26 protein-coding genes are annotated in these 13,366 nt (G+C 25.8%); 10 read left to right on the top strand and 16 right to left on the bottom strand.

Annotated elements, in window-relative coordinates; all coding sequences use genetic code 11:
• Positions 1-62: 62 nt before the first annotated feature.
• The 3 genes from PMT9312_RS05175 to PMT9312_RS05165 form a co-directional block, all read right to left on the bottom strand.
• Positions 63-365 carry a hypothetical protein gene (locus PMT9312_RS05175; RefSeq protein ID WP_011376559.1) on the bottom strand — a complete coding sequence of 101 codons (303 nt, stop codon included), beginning with the start codon at positions 363-365 and terminating at the stop codon, positions 63-65.
• 42 nt (positions 366-407) lie between these two features.
• A complete protein-coding gene (locus PMT9312_RS05170) occupies positions 408-593 on the bottom strand; it encodes a hypothetical protein (protein WP_011376558.1) in 186 nt (61 codons plus the stop codon).
• Between the two features lie 105 nt (positions 594-698).
• The gene (locus PMT9312_RS05165) at positions 699-1,079 is read right to left on the bottom strand and encodes a DCC1-like thiol-disulfide oxidoreductase family protein (RefSeq protein ID WP_011376557.1); all 381 of its coding nucleotides are present in this window, start codon (positions 1,077-1,079) and stop codon (positions 699-701) included.
• A 207-nt stretch (positions 1,080-1,286) separates the two neighbouring features.
• Between PMT9312_RS05165 and PMT9312_RS09780 the strand changes: the two genes are divergently transcribed.
• The 3 genes from PMT9312_RS09780 (at position 1,287) to PMT9312_RS09775 (ending at position 2,177) form a co-directional block, all read left to right on the top strand.
• Positions 1,287-1,424: a hypothetical protein gene (locus PMT9312_RS09780; RefSeq protein ID WP_011376556.1), complete on the top strand. Its 138-nt coding sequence runs from the start codon at positions 1,287-1,289 to the stop codon at positions 1,422-1,424.
• A gap of 111 nt (positions 1,425-1,535) precedes the next feature.
• Complete coding sequence (locus PMT9312_RS05160; protein ID WP_011376555.1) at positions 1,536-1,805, top strand: hypothetical protein; 270 nt, start codon at positions 1,536-1,538, stop codon at positions 1,803-1,805.
• Between the two features lie 186 nt (positions 1,806-1,991).
• Complete coding sequence (locus PMT9312_RS09775; RefSeq protein WP_036924499.1) at positions 1,992-2,177, top strand: hypothetical protein; 186 nt, start codon at positions 1,992-1,994, stop codon at positions 2,175-2,177.
• A gap of 46 nt (positions 2,178-2,223) precedes the next feature.
• Here the strand turns inward: PMT9312_RS09775 and PMT9312_RS05150 are convergent, their stop codons facing one another.
• From PMT9312_RS05150 to PMT9312_RS05140, 3 genes are all read right to left on the bottom strand, one after another.
• Positions 2,224-2,544 (bottom strand): DUF3303 domain-containing protein, encoded by a 321-nt coding sequence (locus PMT9312_RS05150; RefSeq protein WP_011376554.1) that lies wholly within the window; start codon positions 2,542-2,544, stop codon positions 2,224-2,226.
• Positions 2,545-2,636: 92 nt separating this feature from the next.
• Positions 2,637-2,789, bottom strand: coding sequence for a hypothetical protein (locus tag PMT9312_RS09770; protein ID WP_193741845.1), 153 nt, complete (start codon positions 2,787-2,789; stop codon positions 2,637-2,639).
• A 445-nt stretch (positions 2,790-3,234) separates the two neighbouring features.
• Entirely contained in the window at positions 3,235-3,699 is a 465-nt protein-coding gene (locus PMT9312_RS05140) for a GNAT family N-acetyltransferase (RefSeq protein ID WP_036924501.1), read from the bottom strand.
• Positions 3,700-3,719: 20 nt separating this feature from the next.
• Here PMT9312_RS05140 and PMT9312_RS05135 point away from each other — a divergent pair, with 20 nt between their 5' ends.
• Positions 3,720-4,400, top strand: coding sequence for a peptidase E (locus PMT9312_RS05135; protein ID WP_011376551.1), 681 nt, complete (start codon positions 3,720-3,722; stop codon positions 4,398-4,400).
• A 22-nt stretch (positions 4,401-4,422) separates the two neighbouring features.
• Here PMT9312_RS05135 and PMT9312_RS05130 read toward each other — a convergent pair whose 3' ends face one another.
• Positions 4,423-4,827, bottom strand: a complete 405-nt coding sequence (locus tag PMT9312_RS05130; protein ID WP_011376550.1) for a hypothetical protein — start codon at positions 4,825-4,827, stop codon at positions 4,423-4,425.
• Between the two features lie 430 nt (positions 4,828-5,257).
• Here PMT9312_RS05130 and PMT9312_RS05120 point away from each other — a divergent pair, with 430 nt between their 5' ends.
• Together PMT9312_RS05120 and PMT9312_RS05115 are read left to right on the top strand one after the other, a co-directional pair.
• Positions 5,258-6,055, top strand: coding sequence for a hypothetical protein (locus PMT9312_RS05120; protein ID WP_011376548.1), 798 nt, complete (start codon positions 5,258-5,260; stop codon positions 6,053-6,055).
• 27 nt (positions 6,056-6,082) lie between these two features.
• Positions 6,083-7,249, top strand: a complete 1,167-nt coding sequence (locus PMT9312_RS05115) for an NAD(P)-binding protein (RefSeq protein ID WP_011376547.1) — start codon at positions 6,083-6,085, stop codon at positions 7,247-7,249.
• Here PMT9312_RS05115 and PMT9312_RS05110 read toward each other — a convergent pair.
• Positions 7,242-7,835, bottom strand: a complete 594-nt coding sequence (locus tag PMT9312_RS05110; protein ID WP_011376546.1) for a uridine kinase family protein — start codon at positions 7,833-7,835, stop codon at positions 7,242-7,244. The genes PMT9312_RS05115 and PMT9312_RS05110 overlap by 8 nt on opposite strands.
• 270 nt (positions 7,836-8,105) lie before the next feature.
• Between PMT9312_RS05110 and PMT9312_RS05105 the strand changes: the two genes are divergently transcribed.
• Positions 8,106-8,426 (top strand): helix-hairpin-helix domain-containing protein, encoded by a 321-nt coding sequence (locus PMT9312_RS05105; RefSeq protein ID WP_011376545.1) that lies wholly within the window; start codon positions 8,106-8,108, stop codon positions 8,424-8,426.
• 67 nt (positions 8,427-8,493) lie between these two features.
• On the opposite strand, the gene rpsU is transcribed toward PMT9312_RS05105, so the two are convergent.
• The 7 genes from rpsU to PMT9312_RS05070 all read right to left on the bottom strand — a co-directional run bounded on the left by rpsU (position 8,494) and on the right by PMT9312_RS05070 (position 11,052).
• Positions 8,494-8,670, bottom strand: coding sequence for a 30S ribosomal protein S21 (rpsU, locus tag PMT9312_RS05100; protein WP_002806486.1), 177 nt, complete (start codon positions 8,668-8,670; stop codon positions 8,494-8,496).
• An 81-nt stretch (positions 8,671-8,751) separates the two neighbouring features.
• On the bottom strand, positions 8,752-9,216 hold the full coding sequence (locus PMT9312_RS05095; RefSeq protein WP_011376544.1) for a nucleoside 2-deoxyribosyltransferase: 465 nt from the start codon (positions 9,214-9,216) through the stop codon (positions 8,752-8,754).
• Positions 9,213-9,608, bottom strand: coding sequence for a phosphoribosyltransferase (locus PMT9312_RS05090; protein WP_011376543.1), 396 nt, complete (start codon positions 9,606-9,608; stop codon positions 9,213-9,215). The genes PMT9312_RS05095 and PMT9312_RS05090 overlap by 4 nt, the downstream gene beginning before the upstream one ends.
• Position 9,609: 1 nt before the next feature.
• Positions 9,610-9,795 (bottom strand): hypothetical protein, encoded by a 186-nt coding sequence (locus PMT9312_RS05085; protein ID WP_036924505.1) that lies wholly within the window; start codon positions 9,793-9,795, stop codon positions 9,610-9,612.
• A gap of 74 nt (positions 9,796-9,869) precedes the next feature.
• The gene (locus PMT9312_RS05080) at positions 9,870-10,373 is read right to left on the bottom strand and encodes a hypothetical protein (protein ID WP_011376542.1); all 504 of its coding nucleotides are present in this window, start codon (positions 10,371-10,373) and stop codon (positions 9,870-9,872) included.
• Between the two features lie 224 nt (positions 10,374-10,597).
• Positions 10,598-10,825, bottom strand: a complete 228-nt coding sequence (locus PMT9312_RS10100) for a hypothetical protein (protein ID WP_011376541.1) — start codon at positions 10,823-10,825, stop codon at positions 10,598-10,600.
• Between the two features lie 20 nt (positions 10,826-10,845).
• Positions 10,846-11,052, bottom strand: a complete 207-nt coding sequence (locus tag PMT9312_RS05070; protein WP_225866658.1) for a hypothetical protein — start codon at positions 11,050-11,052, stop codon at positions 10,846-10,848.
• A 179-nt stretch (positions 11,053-11,231) separates the two neighbouring features.
• Here PMT9312_RS05070 and PMT9312_RS05065 point away from each other — a divergent pair, with 179 nt between their 5' ends.
• Together PMT9312_RS05065 and PMT9312_RS05060 are read left to right on the top strand one after the other, a co-directional pair.
• Positions 11,232-11,633, top strand: coding sequence for a hypothetical protein (locus PMT9312_RS05065; protein ID WP_011376540.1), 402 nt, complete (start codon positions 11,232-11,234; stop codon positions 11,631-11,633).
• Positions 11,634-11,642: 9 nt separating this feature from the next.
• The gene (locus PMT9312_RS05060) at positions 11,643-11,837 is read left to right on the top strand and encodes a hypothetical protein (protein ID WP_036924512.1); all 195 of its coding nucleotides are present in this window, start codon (positions 11,643-11,645) and stop codon (positions 11,835-11,837) included.
• A gap of 89 nt (positions 11,838-11,926) precedes the next feature.
• Here the strand turns inward: PMT9312_RS05060 and PMT9312_RS05055 are convergent, their stop codons facing one another.
• Positions 11,927-12,268 carry an HNH endonuclease gene (locus PMT9312_RS05055; protein ID WP_011376539.1) on the bottom strand — a complete coding sequence of 114 codons (342 nt, stop codon included), beginning with the start codon at positions 12,266-12,268 and terminating at the stop codon, positions 11,927-11,929.
• A gap of 135 nt (positions 12,269-12,403) precedes the next feature.
• Here PMT9312_RS05055 and PMT9312_RS05050 point away from each other — a divergent pair, with 135 nt between their 5' ends.
• Positions 12,404-13,216, top strand: a complete 813-nt coding sequence (locus PMT9312_RS05050) for a sulfite exporter TauE/SafE family protein (RefSeq protein WP_011376538.1) — start codon at positions 12,404-12,406, stop codon at positions 13,214-13,216.
• Positions 13,217-13,366: the final 150 nt, after the last annotated feature.

The following is a 13,366-nucleotide window of genomic DNA, read 5'->3' as shown; positions in this document are numbered from 1 at the left end:
ACTAAATTGTTTTACTAAACTATAAAGTAATTTTGACTTTATCGAGAAGGTACTAATATATATTAGTTTGCTTCATTTAAAATTTGAAATGACTTTCTTTTTAGATTAAATATTAAAACTTGATTATCTTTATAACTAATTTTAAAATCCTCTTTTTCTAGCATTTGTTTGGGTATTAGAGCTAATCCTCCTGTTCCAGAAAATATGATTGGCATAGTGGTATTTTTCGTGCCATTCATTTTTTGTAAGTCAATAGCTTGAGAAATTATTTTTCTGGCTTTATCAAATCCGTAATCCTCTATTAATTCAGACCATAAGAAGTTAACTGATTCATATTTTGAAAACTCAATTTGTATTGTTTTCATTAAATAAATAGGAATATAAAAAATATTTATAACGATTTAAAATTAATTATTATTTTTAAAACTATCCATAACTAGTTGTAACATATCAACTACATCCCCATCAGTTAAATTTAAATCCTTCTTTAAATCATTGCATGTTAAATTCATTTCAAGTGCAGCTTCAGCCATATGATTAACTTTTTGGTTGTCACCGCCTAATGAAATAAAGGGATTGAAGTTTTCTATCATTTATATTTAGTGTTACCACTTAGTTCTAGCTAATAAATAATTAATTATCATTTATTGATACAGAAGCTTATAAATATGTTATTTATTGTTTATAAATCTTTGATTTTAAACTAGAGATGTTGATATGCCTTTTGATATCAATGCTAATCTTCTTGCTCTAACAAGTAATGGGAATAATACTTTTGTCCTTTTATTTGATTTGAATATTCTAGAAAGTAATAAAAGTAGACTACTTGAAGGGTTTTTTATCTGTTTGCAAATAGTATTTATTGCTTCTGCTCCATGAAAGATATCTTCATCTTTCAGGAGAATAGCACCTTTATCTATGTCATAACCTTTTTCTAAAAGAGATTTAATTAGGTTTAAATTCTTACGACCATCAAGAATTTTAATATTATTTAGCTTGCTTTTGATTTCTAGAAGTTCTGCAAAATGATTGCAAAATGGACATTCTCCATCATAAATAAAGGTATAGTTAGAAGTCATTAGGGAAAATTAGTGTTAATTGTCTTAAATATGCAATCAAAAGCTATTATGTATCTCTTAATAATAAAATAAAAAATAAAAAATTTGTGTGTTGGTAATGAAGGATTTAGCTAAATATTTTCATAATTACGAAGAAATGTCTCAATATAGGTATATTTCCCTCAAATATTCTGTATGCTTAACTCCAAGATATTTGTTTTTTAAATCATGAATTTATTAGCTTCCTTTTCTTTAGGTGGTTTCAATCCTTATGCAGCTGCTGTTGGTGTCCTATCTTTAGTTCTTTTTGCTCTAGTTGGTTTGGTTGCAGGCCCTAACCTAAGCAAGTTCGATAAAGATGCATAAATTAATAAATCTTTTATAGATTTAAATTAAAAGACTCATTAGAGTCTTTTTTTTTTGTGCGGTTTTAATAATTTATTTCTAGAATAATATTTAATTTAAATTGCTAATGAGATGCTGTTAAACCCTTTTTATACATTGACTTTTCTGAAAATCTCTTCTCTAAAAGCAACTATTGTTTTTTTATCAATTCTTTTAATAAAATCAAACTTGTTGAGGCTTAAAGGGGGGCTAATAGGAGGTCTTTTTGCTTTAATACTCATATCAGGAATATTAGCCTCTACTAGTATTGCTTTAGGTTCATTGGTTTATGTATACAAATTAAAGAATAAATCTAATCCTGAGGATAGACAAATCCAGGATTTAGAAACTGTTAGTGTTTAAATATATCTAGTGATATTTAATCCAACATGGTTTATTAAAATGGTGTTCCAGGGACAAAATGCAATACTAAAAATCCAAAACCTGCTGCAAAAACTATTGATACTGCAATGATAAGAAGGCCTGATGCCATCCCACCTTCGTTAAATGCCATATGTTTAATAACTCTTGACTTATGATAAATAATTTTTGTTATTAACTATTAGTGATAATTACTCAAATCATCCAAATTTATTATTAATGGTAAATAAAAGTAAAAAGATAGAAGTTAATGAGATGATGGAACCAAATATTATTAATGGTTTAGATTTAACTTTTTCTTCTTGCATAGGCGTAGTTTTTGAAGAAGATAAGTTTTTATCTTTTCTTTTATAGATAAGACTGGGGAAAGGTTTAATCATTATAATGTTTAGCTTCAAGCTTATTTTCCTAAGGTTTTGAACAAATCTTTATGGTAATCAACAACATTTTGACAACTTATTACAGGTGTAAATTCCATATGAATACCGAATTTGGCTCTCCATGGAGCAAAATGCTCAAATATTTCTTTATCGCTTTGTGCCTTACATAAACAAACTACTCTCCCTTCGCCGGGTGCATGTACTCTAAATAACATCTCAAATTTGTCTGTTTTATCAGATTTTGCCATTTCACCGTTTTCCCAGACTTCGACAAATAATTGATAAGCCTTAACTTGATTTTCAATATTTGGAAATTGACAGTCAGCAAGAAATAATTGCATTAGATTTTATTTGATTTTACTTATTATCCTTCAAAAACTTATTTATTTATAAGACTGTTATAATTTGAAGATCAGAAATTTAATATGTTTTCCTAAATAAAATGAGAAGAAAGAGTCTCTAGAAATTTACCAATATCTTTTTTATATAAACTATCTGTGATTTTTAAAGAGAAAAATTCATAATTAATTATTTCTTTTTCTTTATTATGAAAATTCATATTTCCTTTTAATGAAATATTTTTCATGTTTCTATTTGGTTTCTAATTAAAATTTAAACAAATTTAAGTAAAAAGCAAATTTCTTTACATTATGTTTTTATGAAATAAATTTTAATAGAGATAAATTAGTTTTTTTAATTTAGAAGTTAATTAATTTTTCAAATATATAAAAGAAAGCATTTGTTATAGAAAAAATTACTGTTAATAGAGATGCAATAACGGGTAATAAATTAAACCATAATTGTGATGTCCCCATTTTTGAATCGATAGGCAGAAAATTCGTCCTTTTTTTAATTCTTATTTGCAACCAAAATATAGATAATGGATAAAAAATTCTTGAAAAAGTAATTAAAAAAGAATATAAACTACCTTTGTTTGAATAAAGTATAAATCCTGAAAAAAAGTATAAAGCCCAGACTAGCATTCTTTGAATGATTATTATCCCTTTGCTTTTTCTAAGCATTAATTTATTCTAATTAATAATTTTAATCATTTTATATCTTTCAAAAAAAATATCGTTTATATTTATTTTTTCTTTACGTATAATTTTCCATTCATTTTTAAGAAATAATTTATAACTTATCAAGCTAGCTTCAGTTGAAAGAGAATCTAAACCTTCCTTCTTGGCTTCATCTTCTAATTTATTAAGTAACTTAGAGCCAAAGCCTTTTTTCTGGAATTTACCTTTACAGTAAAATAAAGCAATTCTATTGATGGGAAATCTTATAGCAAAAGCAATAATTATTCCTTCTTCACTTAAAAGCCATCCTTTTCCTTGAGTTATTGACTTATTAAAATTTTGATTATCCCATGCTTGACTTGACCAGGCTCTTTTTTGTTCTTTAGTATATATTTTTTCATCTAATGATTGAATTGAATCAAAATAAACCTTCTTTAATTCAATTTGATCTTTAATAGTAATTTGTCTTAAATTCATAAACAAATCATACATTTAATATGAATAGTAAAAATATAGTCGCAATTGGGGGAGGTGGATTTGGAAGATCTTTAGGCTCTCTTGAAATTGAGAAATATTTAATTTCTTTAATTAATAAAAAAAGACCAAAAATATGCTTCATACCTACAGCATCTGGAGACAGTAGTCTCTATAAACTGAATTTTTATAGAGCATTTTCTAAGCTTGATTGCATAACAAGTCATATAGATTTTTTCTCAAGAACAGAGAACTTAGAGGAGAAAATTTTAAGTCAAGATATCATTTATGTTGGAGGAGGGAATACTAAAAGTATGTTGGCAGTTTGGAAAGAATGGAATTTACATAACATTTTACAAAATGCTTATGAAAAAGGAATTGTAATGAGTGGTGTAAGTGCTGGAGCTATCTGTTGGTTTGATAAGGGTATTACTGATTCTTTTGCAAGAGAATTGTCTATATTAGATTGCCTAGGGATAGTTAATGATGTAGCCTGTCCTCATTTTGACGAAGAGAAAGAAAGGGAACCTTACGTTAATGATGTTATAAGGAGAGAAATTATTAAATCGTGTATTTGTATTGAAGGCAATTGTGCTTTGCATATAAAAAATGATGTTGAATATTATTCAATAGATTTTGGAAATGGTAAGAATTGTTTTAGGATCTCAAAGGAAAATAATAAGCTAAAAAAAGAAATCCTCTAAAGTGAAAATTAATATAGAAATTTTAGATCTCATCATTTTTTGAGATAGAAGTAAATTCAATTCCTTTGTATTTTACAAATGAAGCAGTCCATACTTCTTTAGATAAATTGCCAAGGTATTTTAAAAATTGCTGAGTATCTCCGTCTCTTATCCATTCAGACTTAATAAATGGAAGTTCTTTCTGCATCCTTTTAGGATGCATATTAACCAGAAGTAATCCATTATCTTCAGAAGACCTCTTCAATGCACCTTCATCGCTTCTTTGAAACACTCTAAGGAGAAGATTTAAAATGACCTCCTCTCCAAGTTTCTTGAAATTTTCAGGTTCCTCAATACTACCTTTGATTTCTTTCCCTCCAAGAGGCATCGCTCTAACAAGGTTTTGCTCTATTAATGCTATTGCAATTAGATAGTCTTGGCTTGCCATATTTTTCAAAATACTTTTTGATATTCTAACCTCTCGAGTACATTAAAATCTTTTATGGTTATATGATTTCCTAAAAAAAAAATATAAAATTAATTAACTATTTTCTTGTAAACTTTTAAATTGCCTTTTTGCTTATATTATTTAATCATATTAAATATTTTGATATGAGATCTTTTTTGATTCTATTTTTTGGGATTTTTGCAGGTCTTTATTTGTCCTGGCCTGGAATAATAATTCCAAAGAACTGGCAATGTTTCAATAATATCATTAAAAAATCATCAAAAGATAAAATTTCTATAAAAGCAGTATTGGAGGTTTCACCCAGCTATTTAATTAAGAGAAGGAATAATGATAATGTCTCAAAAATTAGAATCATATCAGATGCTTGTTTTCGTTAAAATATTTAAATATAAGTTTTATTTACTAATTGATGATTAATAATTTAAGGTTTGAATTGTCCTTTAAAAATATTTTACAATTAGAAAATAAACTTAAGTTTTGCAAATTTAATGAAATAACAAATATCAACATTCCATGCAAGGGTAATATTAAGAAGGAATTGTTTAATTCCACCATTAAATATATATCAAAAAACTTCCAAGAATTTAATGTAACTTATCACTATAGTCTTTATCATCAATACTCTAAAAATGAAGAAAAATCATATTATGATTTTTTAGATTTTTTAAAAAACTCTTATTCAAATAGAAATTATGAAATTCTTCTTTTATCAGGATCTAATAAGAAAAAAAACTTTGATTCTGTTAATGTTTTAAGTAAAATAAAAAAAGAAAAAGTTGTAAAAATTAAATTAGGTATAGCTCATAATCCATACTTAAAAAAATATTATAAATCGCCTTCAGAAAGAGATAGGTTTGAGAGGAAAATTTCTACAGGATTAATAAATTCAGTTTGGTTTCAATATGGCACAGATATTAAAGTACTTCAGAATGAAGTGGCTTTTATTAAGAACAAAGCTAAATATGAAAAATTAAATCTATTTGGGAGTTTATTAATTCCTTCAAAACAATTTATAGCAAGGTTTAAATTTCGTCCTTGGAAAGGGGTTCACATATCAGAAAAGTATTTATATTCATTAGATGATTTTAATGATTTTACAAGAGAGTTAATTTGTTTTTATAAATATAATAATATTACTCCTCTTATTGAAACTGATTTTTCATCATCAGAAAAACTTGATTCTCTTAATAGTTTTTTTAGAAAATAAAAGATAATTTCAATCAATTTCAGACTTATGAAAAGTGATTCTACATACGACTTAATAATAATAGGAGGAGGAATATCATCATGCGTTTTTACTTCAAAGTATCTAGATAATAACATTACAAAAAGGATTGCTTTATTTGAGGCTGGACGGGGACTTGGAGGGAGATCAAGTACAAGAATAAGTAAAAGATTTAAAGGATGGAGTCTTAATCATGGTGCTCCAAATTTCAATATTTGCAACTCTAAAAATAACCTCTTATTAAAAAGATATATTGATGAATTATTGGATAATAAATTTATTAAACAAGATTATTCAGAATTAGTTTTTCTAGATGAGGCATCTAATTTAGATACCATTAATAAATCTGAATTTACTTGCGGGGTAAATTATCTTTCTTTATTTTCTATGAGTCAATTATCACAAAAGATAATACAGTTGAATGATTCAAGGAGAAAAATAGATTATTATTTTGAGACATTAATAGTTGATTTGAAATTTAATAATGATGAATGGACATTAACATCTGAAAATGGAGATGAATACAAATCTAAATTTCTTATTTCTACAACTAATTTGTTATTACACAAAAGGTCATTAAAAATATTAAACATAAATCAAATCCCATTAAGAAAAGCTATTCCTAAAAATAAAGATATAAAAATTGATTTGCTTTTAAATTTTTTAGGTAAACAATCATTTATTCCTAGGTTAACTTTTTTAATTTATACAAATGTAAATTATAGTTTTAAAGATTTTTATTCTAAAAAACAAAGATATTTTTATTTAAATAAGAATCTAGAGAATAAATATAAATTTGAAAGGATTATTTTTCAGCTAGATGATAATAATAAATTAGGTATTGTAGTACATTCAAGAAATATAGATTTTATTAATTCTTATATAAATGCAAAAGATGAAGATCTTTTTAAACAAAAAATATTTACAAATTTCAATGAACTGTTTGAAGGTAATTCCTCAGTAAATCAATTAACTTGTAATGAGAAAATTACTATTATGAAATGGAGAGCTTCTCAACCTTCTGGATGTGCCGTCCCATTATCTTTACAATTAAGTAGAAAATATAGAATTGGTTTTTGCGGAGATTGGTTTGAAGGAGAAGGATTTGGTAGGATTGAAGGCTCAATTTTAAGTGCTTTAACATTAGTGAAAAAAATAAAAGACTTAATTAAATAATTTTTTTAAGTATTTCATCAATATTAGTATTTTTTGTAATAATGAATTCATTTGTTTTATTTTTTATTCTTTTATTTTTGATGTTTTCATAATAAATATCCCATGATTTTAAGAAATCTTTTTTTGCTTGATTTTTTGACTTCCCCCTTTCTTTTAAATCTCTTTGTATAACTCTTTTTAGACACTCATTTTTATTAATTTTTAATTCTAAAAAAAAATAATTTAAATTATCTAAAGTGTTTGAGAATTCTTTAGCAAAAATACCTTCGACAATTAAAAAATTAATATTATTTGTTTCTCTTAATAAATTTTTCATTGTTTTCTTTTCGAAATTATAAGAACGCTCATGCATTGAAATTCCATTCTTTAGAATTAAATTAAAATCATTTTTAAATAAATTGTAATTAAAACTTATACTTTTATCGAAATAACCTTCTACAAATTTTGAAAGAAATTTACTTATTAGATTTGTTTTGTAGTAATTATCCGTACTTAAAACAATACCATTTTTAATTTCTAATATTATTTGATTTGATAAGGTGGTTTTACCGCTACCAGAAGGACCACTTATAAATATAACCTTCATTTTACTGTGCTCGTCTTACTAATAAAATTCTAATTTTACTATTAGTAAATACTTTTTATTTTGAAAAGTAACCATTTTTCTTTTTTTAAAACTTTCAGAGTAATGTAAAATCACTTATAAGATTCCTAAGCTTGCACAAATATTAATTATGTGTCTTTATATAAGTGTAAATAAATTATTTTTTTCAATTATTTTTAGTGTTGTTATTAATTCTTTTGGATTTTGATAATATTTAATTGGAAGATATAATTTTATTGCTTTAATATATCAATGATTACAAAAATTCTAAGTAAACTAAAATCTATTCTATTTAAAAGTCCAGCATCCTCTGAAACTAAATTAAAAAAAGAAAAAAAAATAACTAAGTCTCCAAAATCTACAAAAACAAAGACAAAATCAAAAAAAGAAAGTTCAAAGAAAAATATTCAAACCTTAACGACACTTCCTGGCGTTGGAGCTAAAAGTGCTAAGGCTCTATATGAGGCTGGATTTAAAACAATTAATGCAGTTATTGAAGCAGACGAAAACGATCTTCTTGCCGTATCAGGTGTTGGAATAAATCTTGTTAAGAAGCTTAAAAAGCTTAAATAATTATTTTTTTAACTTACTAAAATATTAAAAATATAAATTCAAGACTACTTATAAAGCCTAGTTCAAATTATCTTCTTCTTGCTTTTCTTCTTTGTTGCAACTTTCTTTTGTATTTTTCAATAGGGGTTTCATGATGTCTAAGTCTTTTTAAATCTGCAAAGATTCCAGATTTTGATACTTGTCTTTTAAATCTTCTTAGGGCAGACTCAATTCCCTCATTCTCTCCAACTGTAACTTGTGTCAAAATTTCCTTAATAAAGTTATATTCTAACACCTTGTCAGATTTATTTTTTATATTTAAAAATTTTACTCAAAAATTTTTTGTTTATTTAGTTTGTTTTGCCCAATCTATAAATCCTTTTTTGTTATTCTTTATATCTTCTAAGGATTCAAAAAAATATTTTTCCCAATTATATCTTGGCAGTCCAAGAAATAACATGAGATTTAAGGGGTATTGATTGCTGTCAGAACAATTTCTAAAATCATCCCTGAATAAAAAGATTTTCTTTTTTAGTGCAATTGCAATACCTAATTCAATCATTACGCCTTCATCTGGAGGCGTTCCATTCACAATTGCAAAAATGCAATCACATTTTTGCAAATCATGGAAATTACGTCTTGCTAGCTCATATGCCCATTCACCATCTTTTTTTAGAATGTGTTTCGTCCTTTCAAATGGTTCATATACTTCTATATTTAAATCCTTGAAGATATTAATAAATTCATTTAAGAGTTTTTTTGTTTGTTTTGAAAAGCCATATGGATTTGCTAAATATAATTTTTTTTTCAACTTAAACCTCTTTTTATGATGTAATCGTTGCGATCGCTTTGGAAATTAGAAGTGTTTTCCCATGGGAAAACTATCCATTCGCTTTTTTTAGATATAAATACAGTATTCCACCATTTAGTTTTCATCTTACTAAATAATACAAAAAACGTAGCTCCATCTATATCTTTTAAAGTGTTTAATGTAATACCAGTTTCATAAACATCATCTACTATTAATGAATTTTTTCTTGGCTCTGAAATTAAATTAATATTTAATTTATGGCTTAGTGCTACAGCGAGACATAAACCACCGCGAGGAACTCCATATATTCCAGATAACTCTAAAGACTTACATTTATTAGCTATGTGTAATACGCTCTTATCAAAATCATTCCAGGTAAAATAAATTGTCATGTTAATTTAAGCTTTTATCAGTTGTAGTAGCAAAATTTGAGGCGATTACACTTAAAAGCGCTACTACCTGCTCATTTGGGCAATTAGTATTTTTTTTTAGGTTTTCACATTCTTTTATTATGTTGGTGTAAGTATCCTCCACTATTCCGTTCATTTGATCGTTATTAAAAGAATATGGCTTATTCATTTTTAATTATTAAATAATCTTATTTTTACTTAAATATCCTACGAAGTAAATATATTGATTAATTAAAGATAGTATTATTTCCACATAGGTTCATTTAACTTTTCTATCCTAGGTACAGTAGGCACATAAGTATGTAAAGTTTCAACTTTTATAGCCCATTTTTTAGAGTTACCCTTTAAACCTTCGCTTTCAATTAGGTTTGTTAGGGAAATTCTTTTTCTAACTTTAAGAAGACCTATACAAGTTTCCCAAGCTTCTTGATTTTTATAAATATCTAACCAAAAATCAAATATACCTTCCAAGATATCTAGTGGTATATCAAATGAAATCCCCATGGAAGGTCTTTTAATTAAAAAATTTTTATTTTTTAGTTCATTAAATAAATTGTTTATGTTTAAATTAATAGCGAAAAGAATATCCTTTGCTGATTCATTTCCTATTAATTCTTTTCTATGACAATCTAAAAGGTTTTTATCTTCAAGAATAGTTTCATCACAACTTTTGACTCCCACAATCCAAAACCCTTCTCCATTCTTTGCTCCACTAGCTAGAAATAGATATTGAGATGAATTCTCCAAGTTTCTAAATCATTTCTTCATTTTTAACATTTTTTTCTAGTTATGAAAATATTTTTGCTGTATTAATACAAAATTAATTTCTCACACGAAAAATTGAGTTGTTAAAATAATGATTTATAGAAAAATGTTTGACTTAAGAGAGCTAAAATTAATGTTTTTTGATCCTACTGATTTAATAATCAATAATATAAATAGATTGCTGAATAGTAATAAAACAATTAAATTTATTTTTTCTTAGGGAATAATTTTCCTATTTTCTCCTTTTGCAAAGACTCCTTTTTTGTTCTTATTTTTATATCTTCGATTGATTCTTTATTAGTGCTTACAGCATAAATAATATAGAAAATCATATAAGTAAATATTAATCCTAAAAACAAGATCAATATACCTAAGGGTTCACTAGGACTAAAAATTTTAAGATTTAAGGAAGTATTTAGGAAAATTATAATCAATTAATTAATTTTATTAAAATTTAATTGATTTCTTCGAAGCCAAAAAATGTAGTAGTGTCTGAATTTTTATATCCATTAGCTGCTTCCTGTGGATTATTACTATCGATTTTTCTTGCTTTTGCATGAATCATGTTGAATGGAAAAATCACAGCCCCAACGAAAAAATGAAGAATTAGAAAGTCTGATGGTAATCCGTTTGTCCAATCAGGGAAAAATAGCAGAGTCATCAATGAATCGTACATATTAGTAGTCAAATAAACCTTTGAATATTATTACTGAACTTATTGCAATACTATTAATTATTAATAAATTGAAATTAAATTTAGCTTTTAATTTTTATAAGATTAAATTGAAAAGAAAATAAAAAGAAACTATTATATAATTTATAAATATTGATTAATAGCTATTGTTAAATTTCTTTTTTGGTTTAGTTCTCTTTATAATTTATCTATTTAATCCTCCAATAGGTTTAGCATTTGAAAAGTCAGATCCTAGTGTTTCTTTACTACAAAATAGGATCTCTAATAATTTCTCTAGAAAATATTGCAAGGCTATTCAAAATGGTTTTTCTAAAGATGAAGCAATGAAATCAGCCATATTAAAAACAGAAAATATTATATCTTTTTCTTACAATCCACAAAAACAATGGATTGAGAAAGATGACTTGGCAAATCAAATTTCCTTACAAGTAGTAAATGAATGTGGTTGGTCATTTGGATTAATTGGCAAGTTGGGAGTTGACTATTTTAAATCTTATTTTCTAGAAATATACGAAAAAACAACTCCTGACAAAAAATTTTCTAGATAGATTAAGCTAATGAATAATATTCCAGACAAACTAGTAATGTCTTTAATCTTGATTACAATCCTTTTTGTGTTTGGATTGATTTTTTCAGTAAAATCTCCGGAAAGAAAAGTTATAGATTCGCCAATAATGTGGAAAGATGATTATTCTAACATTTCAATTTTAAGGAGCTATGAAATTAATTCCAAAGAAAAAAGAATAATTTAAAACAAAATAATTATTTACCAAAATGGGATGTTAGTTTTATGCTTGATAAAATAAATTTTTAGGGATTTTAATAAATTAATTATTTAATTTTACTTTAAGTAGTTCAAAAGAACTGACGCTAGTTTTAAATCATCATTAAGCCATGCTCGTATTGCCATAGCTCTTCTAGGATCATAAAAATTTTGTTTTCTGTACCAACTAAGAACTTCGGAATCTGATTTCTTGCCATTACATGACAAACAACATGGCACGCAATTATTTGTACTGCTTTTACCTCCTTGTGACATTGGATGAAGATGATCAAGGGATTCTGATGGTTTACCGCAATAAATGCATTTATATTTAGTAAGTTTATGAAGTGACTCTCTCCAACTTTTATTACTTATCTTGGGACATAGTTGATCAAGGTAAATTGCATCTTGCCTATGCATAATGTTCTTGATAATTTTTTAGATAATAACAGTTTTTTTAAAGTTTGATTGAAACAGAGAAGATAATACTTTGTAAATAGTTCGTTTCTTATAAAATAAGAATATTTAATTATTAAATATTAGAATTTAGATTTAATGCTTTATTTTTTAACTACATTAGTAGATAACGTTGATAACTCTTTATATAAATTTATTTCTATCTTTTTGATCTCCTTCTTTTCTAATACTTTTTCAGCAATTTCTGGAGGTGGAGCAGGATTACTTCAATTGCCAGCATTGATTTTATTTGGGATTCCTTATTATCAGGCTTTGGCTAGTCATAAATTAGCAACAGTAGCATTAGGAATAGGAGGTTCATTAAGAAATTACAAATCTCTAAGAAATGATATACGTGTTGCTTGGCTAATTTTGATTTTTGGATTGCCAGGAGTTATTCTTGGAGCCTCAATAGTTGAATATATATCTGAAAAATATTTATATTTATTTTTAGGAATAATTTCAATATTATTGGCTTTTTACTCAATCCTTAAATCAGATTTGGGTTTATCATCTGGAAAAGCTAAATTTAATTCAGTTTATAAAATTAGATTTTTAATTTTTATTTTCCTAATTGGTATTTTGAATGGTTCTATTTCTTCAGGAACTGGATTGCTTGTTACAATACTTTTAATAAAAACCTTTGGAATGGATTTTCTTCGAGCTATAAGTTTGACATTCCTTACTGTTGGGATCTTTTGGAATTTTACCGGAGCAGTTTTTTTGAGTAAAATAGGATCAATTCCCTCAAATACATTAATAATTCTAATAATTGGCTCTTTTACAGGAGGATATTTCGGGGCTCATTTGTCAAAATTAAAAGGAAATATACTGATCAAGAAAACTTTTACATCAGTTTGTCTGTTTGTTGGGATTAGTTTATTGATTAAATCCATAAAGAATTTTTTATAGATTAATTAAATGATAAGGTCAATACAGTTGTGGTCAAAAAAAGACCGAAAATTGCCATAAGAGCTAATAAAGTTAAATTCATTGTTGGCTTTATTTTTTACTCTATGTTTTTATGAATATCTAATTGTATTAAAAAATACTATTGGTTCA

Source organism: Prochlorococcus marinus str. MIT 9312 (assembly GCF_000012645.1).
In the GTDB taxonomy this organism is placed as follows: Bacteria; Cyanobacteriota; Cyanobacteriia; order PCC-6307; family Cyanobiaceae; genus Prochlorococcus_A; species Prochlorococcus_A marinus_L.
The sequence above is the reverse complement of the archived record's forward strand: the minus strand, read 5'-3'. Positions and strand labels throughout refer to the sequence as shown.